This is a genomic window from Methanoculleus receptaculi, assembly GCF_033472595.1.
In the GTDB taxonomy this organism is placed as follows: Archaea; Halobacteriota; Methanomicrobia; order Methanomicrobiales; family Methanoculleaceae; genus Methanoculleus; species Methanoculleus receptaculi.
Map to the genome: position 1 here is coordinate 821,849 of NZ_CP137642.1, position 15,470 is coordinate 837,318.

The 15,470-nt window shown below is 52.6% G+C and carries 7 protein-coding genes and 1 CRISPR repeat array (1 of these 8 cut by a window edge); all 7 genes read left to right on the plus strand.

Annotated elements, in window-relative coordinates; all coding sequences use genetic code 11:
• Window positions 1–183: 183 nt before the first annotated feature.
• The 7 genes from cas3 (at window position 184) to cas2 (ending at window position 8,012) form a co-directional block, all read left to right on the plus strand.
• The gene (gene cas3, locus R6Y96_RS04330) at window positions 184–2,502 is read left to right on the plus strand and encodes a CRISPR-associated helicase Cas3' (RefSeq protein WP_318622302.1); all 2,319 of its coding nucleotides are present in this window, start codon (window positions 184–186) and stop codon (window positions 2,500–2,502) included.
• Window positions 2,503–2,507: 5 nt separating this feature from the next.
• A complete protein-coding gene (cas5c, locus tag R6Y96_RS04335) occupies window positions 2,508–3,188 on the plus strand; it encodes a type I-C CRISPR-associated protein Cas5c (protein ID WP_318622303.1) in 681 nt (226 codons plus the stop codon).
• Complete coding sequence (gene cas8c / locus R6Y96_RS04340) at window positions 3,185–5,077, plus strand: type I-C CRISPR-associated protein Cas8c/Csd1 (RefSeq protein ID WP_318622304.1); 1,893 nt, start codon at window positions 3,185–3,187, stop codon at window positions 5,075–5,077. The genes cas5c and cas8c overlap by 4 nt, the downstream gene beginning before the upstream one ends.
• A gap of 2 nt (window positions 5,078–5,079) precedes the next feature.
• Entirely contained in the window at window positions 5,080–5,931 is an 852-nt protein-coding gene (gene cas7c / locus R6Y96_RS04345; protein ID WP_318622305.1) for a type I-C CRISPR-associated protein Cas7/Csd2, read from the plus strand.
• Window positions 5,928–6,614 (plus strand): CRISPR-associated protein Cas4, encoded by a 687-nt coding sequence (gene cas4 / locus R6Y96_RS04350; RefSeq protein ID WP_318622306.1) that lies wholly within the window; start codon window positions 5,928–5,930, stop codon window positions 6,612–6,614. The genes cas7c and cas4 overlap by 4 nt, the downstream gene beginning before the upstream one ends.
• Window positions 6,615–6,680: 66 nt before the next feature.
• Entirely contained in the window at window positions 6,681–7,712 is a 1,032-nt protein-coding gene (gene cas1c / locus R6Y96_RS04355; protein ID WP_318622307.1) for a type I-C CRISPR-associated endonuclease Cas1c, read from the plus strand.
• 9 nt (window positions 7,713–7,721) lie between these two features.
• The gene (gene cas2, locus R6Y96_RS04360; protein WP_318622308.1) at window positions 7,722–8,012 is read left to right on the plus strand and encodes a CRISPR-associated endonuclease Cas2; all 291 of its coding nucleotides are present in this window, start codon (window positions 7,722–7,724) and stop codon (window positions 8,010–8,012) included.
• Window positions 8,013–8,307: 295 nt separating this feature from the next.
• Window positions 8,308–15,470: direct repeats of the CRISPR family, unit length 32 nt; unit sequence GTCGCACCCTTCACGGGTGCGTGGATTGAAAT (it continues 1,461 nt past the right edge of the window).

Sequence of the window (15,470 nt, forward strand, 5' to 3'; positions counted from 1 at the left end):
CTCCGATCGTGTCGGCGATCGATGCCATAGCAACATCCCGTATCTCACCCGCCCCGAAGGCGGTGTGGGACTGTATCCTGTATCTGCTGTAACCTCTTCCCGGCCCTGCGGCAATCGCAAGCGTCCGGCTCTAAGCCGGAGCCGCCGCCATGGGCGGTCTGCCGGCTGCGGATTGCGGCCCCGGTGGGGGCGTCCCTCGAGGGCTTGAGTTCGCGAAGGTGGCAAAAGGGAAAGGGGGATCGAGAGTTTCTGGAATACGATGAAAAGAGCTATGTTTATCTTATCTACATTGAACATTTTGATTCAGTGACCAGCGTCATGTATTATGCACACTCTACGGACAGCCCCGACAAGAGATGCTGGCAGTTGCTTGGGGTTCACCTCAAGAATGTGGCTGACATCGCCTCGACGTTTGCCGATCGTTTCGATGCCGGTGATCTCGCCTATGCGGCGGGTCTATTGCACGACATCGGGAAGTATTCGATTGAATTTCAGCGGCGTCTGGAGGGTGCCAGTATTCGGGTTGACCATTCAACCGCCGGTGCGCGGGAGGCCCGGGCGCTGTACAACTGGCAGTTAAGCCGTTTACTGGAGTACATCATCACGGGGCACCACGGAGGGCTCTTAAATTACGGCAGCAGCGAGAGCGGGCTTGAGGAGCGCCTGGCAAACAAATATCTGCCGGATTATTCGGCATACCGTGAGGAGATCTCGGTCCCTGATCTAACAAATTTCCGCATCAAATTGCGTCCTATCAGGAAAAAGAAGGGCTTTTCGGTATCTTTCTTCACACGAATGCTTTACTCGTGCCTTGTCGATGCAGATTCCCTCGACACAGAATCTTTTGCAGATCCCCGGTCGGCCCGTGCTCGTGGGCAGTATGAATCGTTCGAAAACCTTTCGAAGAAATTAGATGACTACATGGTCTCCCTCCACTCAAAAGCAGAGGACACCGCGATCAACAGGTACAGAAGAGAGATTTATGAACGGTGCAGAGCAATGGCCACTCTCCCGCCACAGTTCTTTTCCCTGACCGTTCCGACCGGCGGGGGGAAGACTCTCTCATCGATGGCGTTTGCGCTTGACCACCTGAAATATCATGGCTTGGATAGGATCGTTTATGTAATCCCATATACCAGCATCATCGAACAGAACGCTGCGACGTTCAGGAAGGTCTTCGGAGGCCGGAACGTGCTGGAACATCACAGCAACTTCGACCCCGCGGCGATAGTCGACGACGATGTTGGCTCGGTGGAGCACTTTCTGAAACTCTCAGCCGAGAACTGGGACATGCCAATAGTTGTAACTACAAACGTCCAGTTTTTTGAATCTCTTTTCTCTAACAGGCGGTCAAGATGCAGGAAGATCCACAATTTAGCCCGGAGTGTCATCATACTCGACGAAGCCCAGATGTTACCAACGGAATACTTAATGCCCTGCCTGCAGGCTCTCTCCGAACTCGTCCGGAACTATGGCTCTACGGTTCTCATCTGCACGGCAACCCAGCCGAAACTTGGCGATCTTCTGGACAGGGAACTCAGGCCCGTTGAGATCATGCATTCGCCTGAAGAACTCTATGAGGCTTTCCGCCGGGTGCGTGTAACCGATCTTGGATCCTTGAGCGACGAAGAACTCTCCGCGAGGCTGAAAGAGCATCGCCAGGTCCTGTGTATTGTCAATACCAGAGCCCATGCACAGAACCTGCATGCTGAACTCTCGAAACATGAGAAGTGTTTCCACCTGAGCGCCCGGATGTGCCCGGTTCACAGGAGAAAGCAGCTCGGCGAGATCAGGAGACTGCTCAGGGAAGGTGCTGACTGCCGTGTCGTCTCAACCCAGTTGATAGAGGCCGGTGTGGATATAGATTTTCCAGTGGTCTACCGCGCGATAGCCGGTGTTGACTCCATTGCCCAGGCAGCCGGCCGGTGCAACCGTGAGGGAAAGAACGAGAGGGGGGATGTCTATATCTTCCGGTCAACCGAGCGCTACGGTCAGGCTACCACCAGCTGGCAGCGCCTGACTGCGGAGATTGGCCGGATGGTCATCGACACCCATGAAGATCCGCTCTCTCTTCAGACCGTTGAGGCATACTTCCAGAAGCTTTACTCGTATGAGGGTGAGGACGGACTCGATAAGAAAAAGATAATATTCTCATTTGAGAAGAGGGCTCGTGACCTCGCATTTCCGTTTGAGGATGTGGGGTGGGAGTTCAGCATCATCGAACAGGCTACAAAGGATCTCATCATCCCCTACGGTGAAGAGGGGAGATCACTCCTCAATGACCTCAGGACCGGTGAGAATCCATGGAAGTATGCACGACGTCTCCAGGGGTATACGATCGGTATCTACCCCGACGAGTTCAAGGAACTTGAACGGGCAGATCTAATCGATCTGCTGGATGAGAGGTTCTATGTGCTCAATGACATGAGCAAATACTCCGAGGAGATTGGACTTATAAACAGAAAAGGTATTGAAGAGGAAAGGTCACTACTGATTGTTTAGGGGAGGTGAGAGCAATTGGGTATGGAGTAAGACTGAAGGTCTGGGGCGATTACGCCTGCTTCACCCGCCCGGAGATGAAGACGGAACGGGTGAGCTATGATGTCATGACCCCGTCAGCTGCTCGTGGGATTCTCGAGGCAATCCACTGGAAGCCTGCCATCCGGTGGAAGATCGACAAAATTCATGTCCTCAACCCGATCAAGTTTGATAACATCCGCCGAAACGAGAGATCCGGCAAGATCCCCGCAGCCAAAGTTAAGACTGCGCTCCGCGGCGGGGATGTGAGACTTTTTCAGGATGCGTCAGATGACGCCGTCCAACGGGCGTCACTGGTGCTGCGCGATGTCTGCTACGGCATTGAAGCGCATTTTGAACTGACCGGCGAGGCAGGTCCTGAAGATAGCGTCGAGAAGCACTACAGCATTGCGCTCCGCAGGATGCGGAAAGGTCAATGCTTCTACCAGCCTTACTTTGGCTGCCGTGAGTTCCCCGTTAGATTCGAACTCGTTGAAGGGGAGATGCCAAAGTCGTACTACACCGGAGAGAACGGCGGAGAGAAAGATCTCGGGTTTATGCTGTACGATATCGATTTCTCCAACGGCATGAAGCCAATTTTTTACCGGGCGGTCATGGTGGACGGCATTATCGACGTGGAGCGGTGCCTTGGGTATGGAGGCGTGTCATGATCATACAGTCCCTCTGCCGGTATTATGATATTCTGGCGGAGGATGAGGATGCAGGGATCTCCAGGCCGGGGTACAGCAAGGGGAATGTGTCGTTTGCGCTTGTCCTCAGCCCGGAGGGTGAGTTATCTTATATAGTCGATCTCAGGATTGATGACAACAAGAGAAAGCGGCCAAGGGCTATGGATGTCCCCCAGCAGGGGGTTCGCTCCGCGGGAATAGCACCCAACGTTCTCTGCGATAACGCGAAATACATCTTTGGTGTTGAGAAGCTCAAACGAAGTGAGTTCGAAAAGAAGTTCGTGAAGTCTTCCGGAAAGGGCGCGTCGTCTGATTACAGGATCCTTGCTGAGACGGAGAAAGAGGTGGTTCTGGTTAACCAGCGGTCACGCGATTCATTTGAAGCCTTCAAGAACCTTCATCACAGGCTGTTTGACTCTCTGGACGATCGGGGTATCAGGGCTCTCCTGACCTTTCTGGACACCTGGAACCCCGAGGAGTTCGCCCGGCACCCGAAGATTGTGGAATACATGGACGAACTCCTTGGTGGTGGGAATTGTGTCTTTGAGTGTGAGGAGGTATTTCTGCACACGAAACCAGCCGTGATGGAGATCTGGGAGAATCACCTCACCCAGGAGGGGGATGATGAGGTTTTTACTACCCAATGCCTTGTAACCGGCAAGACTGCTCCTGTTGCGCGAGTGCACAACAAAATCGCTGGAGTTGTTGGTGCGCATCAGGCAGGTGCGTCGCTCGTCACGTTCAACGATGTCTCATTCTGCTCTTACGGAAAAGAGCAGAGTTTTAACGCTCCTATCAGTAAATCGGCGATGTTTAAATACACCACCGCTCTTAACCACCTGCTTGCACATCAGGACTACCGTATACGAATTGCCGACACAACTGTCGTTTTCTGGGCGGAGACGAGTGGAACAGCCTGTGAAGAGGTTGCCAATCTCCTCTTCGATCCACCGGATGTCTTTGAGGGCGATACGGGAGGGCAGGATCAGGACACGGAGAGGGTTCAGGACTGGCAGAAGATCGAGTTGATCCGGGACATCCTCGATAAGGTCAGGAATGGTCGGAAGATCAATCTTGATGATATCGGGGCTGACCCGGAGACGAATTTCTACATACTTGGTCTGGCACCCAACAATGCGAGACTTGCAGTGCGGTTCTGGCATGTGGACAGTTTTGGCAATTTCGTCACAAAAGCAGCGCGTCATCACCTTGATATGGAGATCGTTAGAGGGGGTCGCGATCCACGATACGTGTCGCTGTACCGCCTTCTGCGGGAGACTGTAGCACAGAGTGCTGAGAATAAGACCCCCGCACCGCTTCTTGGAGGCCTTGTTATGAGGTCGATCCTGAACGGTACACCGTATCCTGTTCAGATGTATGGTGCGATTCTCAGCAGGGTGAAGGTTGAGCGGTCGATCAACTCTGTCAGGGCGGGCTTCATTAAGGCCTACCTGCTGCGGCTTTCGAGAGCCGGTTTGACGAATTTAAAGGAGGATTTGATTAGCGTGAGCCTTAAAAAAGATAATCAGAATGTGCCGTATCGCCTCGGGCGGCTGTTTGCCATACTCGAGAAGGCACAGACTGATGCAAACAAAGATGTAAAGAGCACGATCAGCAGCAAGTACTTCAGCAGTGCGTCGACGACGCCAGCTGTGGTCTTCCCGGTTCTGCTGAAACTTGCACAGCATCATATAGCCAAGTCTGACTGGGGGTTCAAGACCGCCAGGGATATTGAGGAAGTGTTGGATGGCGTGGATGAGTTCCCCGCATATCTGAGTCTTGAGGAGCAGGGGATGTTTATGCTTGGTTATTACCATCAGAGGAAGGCGAGTTTCACCAAAAAAGAGGATGTTGTGAGCGAGGAGGCGTAAATATGAGCGAACCTATTAAAAATCGGTATGAGTTTGTACTGTTGTTCGATGTAGAGAACGGTAATCCGAACGGCGACCCGGATATGGGGAATATGCCGCGGGTCGATCCCCAGACCGGACATGGCATCGTTACCGATGTCTGTCTCAAGAGGAAGGTTCGGGATTACGTTGAAATGGTAAAGGGTGATGCACCGGGCTATATGATCTACGTCAAATCTGGTGTGGTTCTGAACGATCAGCACAAGAAGGCGTATGATTACCTTGGCATCGAACCAAGCAGCAAAAAGCCGAAGGATAGTAGACTGACGAAGTTTATGTGCGATAATTTCTTTGATATTCGGACGTTCGGGGCCGTGATGACCACAGACGTGAACTGTGGGCAGGTTCGTGGACCGGTGCAGTTGAACTTCGCCCGAAGCATTGATCCGATATTTCAGCAGGAGGTTACAATTACCCGGCAGGCGGTTGCGAACGAAAGGGATGCCGAGAAGGGGCAGACAATGGGGAAGAAACAGATTGTCCCATACGCCCTGTATCGTGCTGAGGGGTACATCTCCGCTCACCTGGCCCAGAAGACGACGGGGTTCTCGGAGGACGATCTGAAACTTTTCTGGGAGAGCCTGGTCAACATGTTCGAACACGATCATTCGGCCTCAAGGGGAAAGTTGTCCGCCAGGAAACTTATCGTATTCAAGCACGATACCCCGCTTGGATGCTGTCAGTCCCATATCCTGTTTGATAAGGTCAAAGTGGAGAGAGTTTCCGGTGATCGACCTCCACGCTCCATTGGAGATTACAAGGTCGCCGTTGACAGAGATGTGCCTGCTGGCGTAGAGGTAATCGAGTTCTTATGAGGGAGATGCGATACACCGACGACGAATTGCTGGCGCTGTCGGGTATTCAGCATTTCTGTTTTTGTCGCCGACAGTGGGCGCTTATTCACATCGAGCGCCAGTGGGAGGATAACCTGCGGACCGTGGAAGGGGAGGCGGTACACAAGCGGGTGAACGATCCATTTTTCGCCGAGAGCCGTGGCGATGTGGTAATTTCACGTGCGTTCCCTCTGGTTTCATACGTTCTTGGTCTGTACGGTGTGGCGGATGTGGTTGAGTACGTCCGTTCTGAGGATGGTATTGCTCTTTCTGGTCGCGAGGGACTCTGGGCGATAAGGCCGGTGGAGTACAAGCGGGGGAAACCGAAGATTGATGAGCGTGATGAGGTTCAACTCTGTGCACAGGCGATGTGTCTTGAGGAGATGTTTGAGATCTATATCGACCGTGGTGAGTTTTACTATAATGAGATCCGGAAAAGAGTGCCTCTTTTGTTCTCTGCTGAATTGAGGGACAAGGTCTGCTCGTTATCAGAAGAGATGCATGTTCTCTTCAAAGAGGGTGTCACGCCGCCTGCAGATCCCTCTCGTAAGTGTAATCTATGTTCTCTCCAGGATGTCTGCATGCCAAAAATAACCAGGAAGAATCTTTCCGTTCGCAGATATGTGCGCAAACACATTAAAGAGGCCTGTGTGGAGGATGTTTGACTGTTTAAGACGTCTCAGGGGCTGCGCTACCTGGAAAGGAACTCTGTATCCAGGAATGGTCTTTAAATGAGGAAGTTGCTGAATACCCTTTACGTGACAACACCGGATGCTTACCTGGCCCGCGATGGGGAGAACTTGGTGGTAAGGGTTGGTAACGAGGAGAAATTCCGTATTCCGATCCACAACCTCGAGGGGGTCGTGTGTTTCGGCTACATGGGTGCGAGCCCTCATCTGATGAGGCTTTGTTCTGAAAATAATGTGGGCCTATCCTTTTTAACGCCGTCCGGGAAGTTTCTGGCCCGGGTTAGCGGGCGCGTCCGCGGCAACGTTCTGTTGCGGCGGACACAGTACCGGAAGGCGGACAATCGTCTGGAGTCGCTGGAGATATCAAAGTCTTTTATTATAGGCAAGATCGTAAACTGTAGAACTATCCTCGGAAGGGGTATCCGCGATCACAGTGCTGTAATCGATTGCGATCGGGTCAGGGGGGTGGATGCCCTGTTGATCGAGAACCTCCTGAAGATCGAGGATTGCGATTCTGCGGATACGCTGCGTGGGATTGAAGGGAATTGCGCAAAATTCTATTTCGTTGCACTTGATGATCTGATCCTCAGGCAGAAGGACGTTTTTTACATGCATGAACGGAATCGGAGGCCGCCACTGGATAATATGAACACACTCCTCTCTTTTTTGTACACGCTTCTTGCTCACGATGTTGAGTCCGCACTGGAGACGGTCGGGCTTGATCCATATGTTGGATTTTTTCACACCGATCGTCCCGGGCGGCCCGGGCTGGCGCTGGATATGATGGAGGAACTGAGGCCGTATATGGCAGATCGTCTTGCGCTGAATCTTGTAAATTTAAATCAGGTCAACGGGGACGATTTTTATAAAAAAGAGAATGGAGGGGTTATTATGAAAGATGACGGACGGAAAACGGTGATAGCCGCATGGCAGAAGAGGAAGCAGGATATGATCACGCATCCTTACCTGAACGAGAAGATCCCTATAGGTCTGCTCCCTTATGTGCAGGCAATGCTGATGGCCCGTTTTCTCCGGGGTGATATTGATGGTTATCCGCCGTTCTTTATGAATTGAGGTGCCTGTATGATGGTTCTGGTAACTTATGATGTCAACACAGAGACTCCAGAGGGAAAGAAACGGCTACGCAAGGTGGCGGCAGAATGTGTGAATTATGGGCAGCGTGTGCAGAACTCTGTGTTTGAGTGTCTCGTTGACCCCGCACAGTTTGCCAGGCTTAAGTGTTCTCTCTGTGAATTGATTGATATGGAGAAGGATAGTCTCCGGTTTTACTACCTGGGGAAGAACTGGAAAAACCGGGTGGAGCACTTCGGTGCGAAGGAGGGATACGATCCGGAAGGCTTATTGATTACATGAGTTTGCGAACCTCTGGTGAACAGCGGATCCCCCGGGAGGTTCGCGGGATTTTCCTTCATGTCCTATATTACCTTTATGGGGGTGGTCACTTCCCTGTCGGAGGTGAGTTCTTGATCTTGATTGATGAAGCACTGTCAAGTAATATCTCGATATAAATATTTTCAATAAGGGATATATTTTGATCTATCCGATTTTAGCGGGAACAACATTTATCACCCTCTAGATTCATTATCAAATGATCTAGCGTCAGACCATATTCCATGAAATGGTTGAACGTTGATCTGGGTTGTTTGCAGTCGCACCCTTCACGGGTGCGTGGATTGAAATTTCTTGCGCCGGTTGTATATCGTCACAACCACGAGTCGCACCCTTCACGGGTGCGTGGATTGAAATATTATGGTCAAGGCCCGGGACAAGCCGGCGATCGAGTCGCACCCTTCACGGGTGCGTGGATTGAAATGATGGGTTCGGGCGGGGGCATCTTCGAGCCCGGCGGTCGCACCCTTCACGGGTGCGTGGATTGAAATGTGTTTTGATGAATATATGAAAATGTATCGTGGAGGTCGCACCCTTCACGGGTGCGTGGATTGAAATTGCGGTAGGGATGGCTACCTCGCGATCGCCCACCGCGTCGCACCCTTCACGGGTGCGTGGATTGAAATAGTCGATCGCGATACCACGGGAGTGGGTGCCGCACGTCGCACCCTTCACGGGTGCGTGGATTGAAATTGGTCCCCGGCCCGCATCGGCGCGGTGATCGGGGCGTCGCACCCTTCACGGGTGCGTGGATTGAAATTCAAACCACTTTCTGGTCCCCGGCCCGCATCGGGTCGCACCCTTCACGGGTGCGTGGATTGAAATACCGGGCCGCTGCGCTGGTGCGGGTCTGCCGGGATGTCGCACCCTTCACGGGTGCGTGGATTGAAATTCGGTGGTGCGGATGCGGCGGACGGAGCTCTTCGGTCGCACCCTTCACGGGTGCGTGGATTGAAATCCGATCATCAGGAGCCGGGACTGGTCTGACGTGAGCGTCGCACCCTTCACGGGTGCGTGGATTGAAATCGCCCCGCAGGCGAGGCGCGGCTCGACCTCTACAGTCGCACCCTTCACGGGTGCGTGGATTGAAATCCATTCACCCCCCACCTCAATACAGCGGGGTTCGAGTCGCACCCTTCACGGGTGCGTGGATTGAAATAACGAGACGGTCGATCTCCTCACGACCATCCGCGAGTCGCACCCTTCACGGGTGCGTGGATTGAAATCTCAAGGACTTGGCGTGTGCCCGGCTCCGGGCTGGTCGCACCCTTCACGGGTGCGTGGATTGAAATTCCAGGGCGAGGAAGAGGTTCGGCGGGTGCCGATGTCGCACCCTTCACGGGTGCGTGGATTGAAATCTCTTCAGTTGGTGGGGCTGTGTAGACCGTGCCCCGTCGCACCCTTCACGGGTGCGTGGATTGAAATTCCCATTTGTCGAGTAATTTCCATGTAAGATCTGCGTCGCACCCTTCACGGGTGCGTGGATTGAAATCATCAGGTGTTGCCACCCAGACCACCCACGACGAGTCGCACCCTTCACGGGTGCGTGGATTGAAATACCTGGCGTATCGGCCGCAACACCTTTGATCCTGGTCGCACCCTTCACGGGTGCGTGGATTGAAATATCGTGGATGTCCCATGAGGTGCCGATGAATAGGTGTCGCACCCTTCACGGGTGCGTGGATTGAAATGCAGAGAGATACGATGTCAACCACCGGTGAGGTGGGTCGCACCCTTCACGGGTGCGTGGATTGAAATAAGACATCTCACATCTGATTGGGAAACGAGTTTATGTCGCACCCTTCACGGGTGCGTGGATTGAAATATGTGCGCCCATGCCCAGAGATCAAACCACTCTTGTCGCACCCTTCACGGGTGCGTGGATTGAAATAGAAGCAATTGCTGCACCACCAATTGCAGTCCCAAGTCGCACCCTTCACGGGTGCGTGGATTGAAATAGGCAGGTACTCCAAGTACTCTATATGGGCTTCCAAGTCGCACCCTTCACGGGTGCGTGGATTGAAATGGCGAGGTGGAGGTGCCATATCCAATTATCGGCGCGTCGCACCCTTCACGGGTGCGTGGATTGAAATGAGATGCCGAACTCCAAAATCGAAAACTTGCCGATGGTCGCACCCTTCACGGGTGCGTGGATTGAAATTCACAGGTGCGAAACTCACAATTAATCGCGAATGTCGCACCCTTCACGGGTGCGTGGATTGAAATCGGAGGGGAGGCGAGGATCGGCTCGGTCTTATCGAGTCGCACCCTTCACGGGTGCGTGGATTGAAATCGATAGGGATGATTACCATGTGGTCTGGCTCGGTCGGTCGCACCCTTCACGGGTGCGTGGATTGAAATAAATTTAGACGATTTTAGAAAAAGAATTGTAAAGGTCGCACCCTTCACGGGTGCGTGGATTGAAATCATGAGTAGTATATCAGTAGTGAGTAGTATTATCCGGTCGCACCCTTCACGGGTGCGTGGATTGAAATAATCGATATGGTGATTTGATTAATGAATTGCATTGTCGCACCCTTCACGGGTGCGTGGATTGAAATAGACGGCGCATCTTTTTAAGGCAGCCGCGTTAACGGTCGCACCCTTCACGGGTGCGTGGATTGAAATGTGAAACACACGCTGCGGTGCCAGCATTATATAGTCGCACCCTTCACGGGTGCGTGGATTGAAATTAGTCAAAAACGGGAAGGAAGTTGTCAGGGTCGTGTCGCACCCTTCACGGGTGCGTGGATTGAAATCGGCTCTGATGTCATCCCTAACCATTTTGTTGTGTCGCACCCTTCACGGGTGCGTGGATTGAAATATGTGGTCGGATAGCGAACTAAAAGCCCGAAACAAGGTCGCACCCTTCACGGGTGCGTGGATTGAAATTGATGATGGGGTATCCGGCATCTGATAATTCCGGGCGGGTCGCACCCTTCACGGGTGCGTGGATTGAAATCCGGAACCATCACGATTGAGAATCCAGTACCGGAAGTCGCACCCTTCACGGGTGCGTGGATTGAAATCCCCAAGGATGGATTATATCAGCCTCATGAAGATGTCGCACCCTTCACGGGTGCGTGGATTGAAATCACAGATCCGCGCGTACCGACCGCCGTACGCACTGTCGCACCCTTCACGGGTGCGTGGATTGAAATACCGCCTCCGCCCGACGAGATAGGCAATGCCTGCGTCGCACCCTTCACGGGTGCGTGGATTGAAATTCCAGATCTGTGGTTGTATTCAAGCACATCAAACCGTCGCACCCTTCACGGGTGCGTGGATTGAAATCCAGATACGCACGTTATTAGCGTCGGTTGTTATGGTCGCACCCTTCACGGGTGCGTGGATTGAAATTACCACCTGCTCACCGCCTGGAATAGTACTCTCCGTCGCACCCTTCACGGGTGCGTGGATTGAAATCTGTAACCGTACTCAGTAGGTACGCACTCATTTTGTCGCACCCTTCACGGGTGCGTGGATTGAAATTCTATACAATACTCTCTATGAAAGTGTCTCAAAAAGTCGCACCCTTCACGGGTGCGTGGATTGAAATCTATTGCACCTGCGACCTTGCCTGCTTTCAGTGCGTCGCACCCTTCACGGGTGCGTGGATTGAAATTCTTGCACTCTGCAATGATGGATCGGTTGTGGCGTCGCACCCTTCACGGGTGCGTGGATTGAAATGGGAGTGAGATCACCGGAGGTTTAGGAAGGGAGATGTCGCACCCTTCACGGGTGCGTGGATTGAAATTTCTTGCGCCGGTTGTATATTGTCACAACCACGATAGTCGCACCCTTCACGGGTGCGTGGATTGAAATAAAACCGTTCCTGAATGATGCTCTTTGGCACTATCGTCGCACCCTTCACGGGTGCGTGGATTGAAATCGGAAGGCAGGCCGATCCACAAAGACCCCCCCGTCGCACCCTTCACGGGTGCGTGGATTGAAATTGGGAGCGTCCTGATCATCGACCCTGTGACTGAGACGTCGCACCCTTCACGGGTGCGTGGATTGAAATTGAGGTGAAAAAATGCGATATACTGGAACAATCACGTCGCACCCTTCACGGGTGCGTGGATTGAAATAGCATCGCCACACCAGGGAGGACCGTCGATCCTAGTCGCACCCTTCACGGGTGCGTGGATTGAAATGCTCCTACTGCGATCGCACTCTGGCATAGACGGGTCGCACCCTTCACGGGTGCGTGGATTGAAATCTCACGATCGCACTCCCCATGATCATCGGGACGTTCGGTCGCACCCTTCACGGGTGCGTGGATTGAAATTACTCTTTCTCTCCACCAAAAACCGCTGTGCTTGAAGTCGCACCCTTCACGGGTGCGTGGATTGAAATCTAAAATCTCCCTGCCCAAAATCTCCTTACCTAAAGTCGCACCCTTCACGGGTGCGTGGATTGAAATTGTAATGCCATATAAAATAACTTAAACGTCATAGTCGCACCCTTCACGGGTGCGTGGATTGAAATCGGGAACGTTGCTGGGGGCGGTGCACAGTTTGCAGGTCGCACCCTTCACGGGTGCGTGGATTGAAATAATTTTTGGTGTATAATTAAGAGAGAGAACATATGTCGCACCCTTCACGGGTGCGTGGATTGAAATCGTCATTATTGTCTACAAAATATTTTGCAGTTCGGTCGCACCCTTCACGGGTGCGTGGATTGAAATCAAGACTTGATGATATTTGAGCTCTCTGAGTAGTAGTCGCACCCTTCACGGGTGCGTGGATTGAAATTTTCATATGGTTTAGCATACCAACTTTGTATAAGTCGCACCCTTCACGGGTGCGTGGATTGAAATTTGCATGAGTCGAGAAGGTGAACCAATCTCAAAGAAGTCGCACCCTTCACGGGTGCGTGGATTGAAATAGTGGAGGGTTGTAATGGTTAAAACCGTCCTCACGTCGCACCCTTCACGGGTGCGTGGATTGAAATAATTCCAACCCGTCAACGTTCGACTCTCTCTGCGTCGCACCCTTCACGGGTGCGTGGATTGAAATCACGAGGTGCACATCCTTGTGATCGTCGACGAGGGTCGCACCCTTCACGGGTGCGTGGATTGAAATATTTCGTCTTTTGATTCGATGAGAACCTGGCCGCGTCGCACCCTTCACGGGTGCGTGGATTGAAATTCGTCTACCACTACCGAGTTTTTAACCAGCCCAAACGTCGCACCCTTCACGGGTGCGTGGATTGAAATCCGACCTCCTGCTTGGTGAGTAGTGGCACCTGGGTCGCACCCTTCACGGGTGCGTGGATTGAAATCTTGGCTTCAAGTATGTATCAAAGCACACGGTGCATGTCGCACCCTTCACGGGTGCGTGGATTGAAATGCCGTGACCCGAGAGATCTCCACCGTACGGGGGTAGTGTCGCACCCTTCACGGGTGCGTGGATTGAAATTCGTGACCAGATCGTGTGGGCAGAGGAAAACCCACAGTCGCACCCTTCACGGGTGCGTGGATTGAAATAAATTGTGACCGGCCGGCCACGCGGTGCATCTCTGGTCGCACCCTTCACGGGTGCGTGGATTGAAATGGACCTCGTGGATGCACCTTACAGGCACGTGCAGGGTCGCACCCTTCACGGGTGCGTGGATTGAAATCAAGTGTTACATGATATAATAGGTGTATGCACATGTCGCACCCTTCACGGGTGCGTGGATTGAAATACCACAGAGAGCCGCCGTCCCCCGTTTCACGTTGAAGTCGCACCCTTCACGGGTGCGTGGATTGAAATCGCGAATATTGGATGTCGGAAATTGCAGGCAAACGTCGCACCCTTCACGGGTGCGTGGATTGAAATGTCTTGTGGGGGAAGGGCGAGCCGATAGTTCCGAGTCGCACCCTTCACGGGTGCGTGGATTGAAATCAGAGGAACACGCCGAGGCGGCCTTTTGGTGCGGCGTCGCACCCTTCACGGGTGCGTGGATTGAAATCGGGGATACGTCGGGACTGGACACCCCAGGAGGATGTCGCACCCTTCACGGGTGCGTGGATTGAAATCGGTGGCTCATCATCTCCAGACAACCTTCGGGATGTCGCACCCTTCACGGGTGCGTGGATTGAAATCTGGTGAGACCGCCGCCGTGACGCAGGCACAACGTCGCACCCTTCACGGGTGCGTGGATTGAAATTTCTAACGGCCGCCACCCTTTGGGCCGCCGCGGAAAGTCGCACCCTTCACGGGTGCGTGGATTGAAATAGCGCTGGCGGCGAACACAGGCCTCAACGATACCCGTCGCACCCTTCACGGGTGCGTGGATTGAAATACAGATATCACAACGGCGGATAATCTCTCATCACGTCGCACCCTTCACGGGTGCGTGGATTGAAATCCCCGCCACTACAGGAGGGATGGTTCGAAGAATTCGTCGCACCCTTCACGGGTGCGTGGATTGAAATGACAATTCGCCCAGGAACTTTGTAATGTCCTGTAGGTCGCACCCTTCACGGGTGCGTGGATTGAAATTAAAAAAGGAGGAATTAAAGATACTGATCTCGTGAGTCGCACCCTTCACGGGTGCGTGGATTGAAATGGTAACGTTTGCGCTCCAGTATCAGAACGACATCGTCGCACCCTTCACGGGTGCGTGGATTGAAATCCGGAGATCGACATCTCCACTACCGGGGCGACCGTCGCACCCTTCACGGGTGCGTGGATTGAAATAAAAATCTCTTTAGATTATGGTCTTTTCTTGAAAAAGTCGCACCCTTCACGGGTGCGTGGATTGAAATCAATTATATTATATCCTGATGGAATTGAAATTGGAGTCGCACCCTTCACGGGTGCGTGGATTGAAATCGTTCGGATGAACCGAACCCGGGCCCACAACATAGTCGCACCCTTCACGGGTGCGTGGATTGAAATCCCAAGGTGGGGGTAAAAATGATAATAACAATAAGTCGCACCCTTCACGGGTGCGTGGATTGAAATAAAACCACATTTTCGACACCTGAACAAGGAACCATTGTCGCACCCTTCACGGGTGCGTGGATTGAAATAAGATGGAAAGAACGCTAATTACTTTTTTATTAGTCGCACCCTTCACGGGTGCGTGGATTGAAATTGTGAAAATGTTTACGGCTATAATGGTGTAGACGTGTCGCACCCTTCACGGGTGCGTGGATTGAAATCCCAGCATTTCCGCCAGGATAAAAACTCCCAAGGTAGTCGCACCCTTCACGGGTGCGTGGATTGAAATTATATATCTGATATTCTCTACATTTTGCGCCCAAGTCGCACCCTTCACGGGTGCGTGGATTGAAATTTTAATCTCATTTTTAAAAGCGCAATTCAATAAAGTCGCACCCTTCACGGGTGCGTGGATTGAAATTAAATTGTTATTTTGCCATTTTACCTTTAATATAGTCGCACCCTTCACGGGTGCGTGGATTGAAAT

What these genes read in the sequence shown, in the direction of transcription:
- cas8c (WP_318622304.1), top strand. Translation starts at nt 3,185, where the DNA reads ATGATCATACAGTCCCTCTGCCGGTATTATGATATTCTGGCGGAGGAT.
- cas7c (WP_318622305.1), top strand. Translation starts at nt 5,080, where the DNA reads ATGAGCGAACCTATTAAAAATCGGTATGAGTTTGTACTGTTGTTCGAT.
- cas4 (WP_318622306.1), top strand. Translation starts at nt 5,928, where the DNA reads ATGAGGGAGATGCGATACACCGACGACGAATTGCTGGCGCTGTCGGGT.
- cas1c (WP_318622307.1), top strand. Translation starts at nt 6,681, where the DNA reads ATGAGGAAGTTGCTGAATACCCTTTACGTGACAACACCGGATGCTTAC.
- cas2 (WP_318622308.1), top strand. Translation starts at nt 7,722, where the DNA reads ATGATGGTTCTGGTAACTTATGATGTCAACACAGAGACTCCAGAGGGA.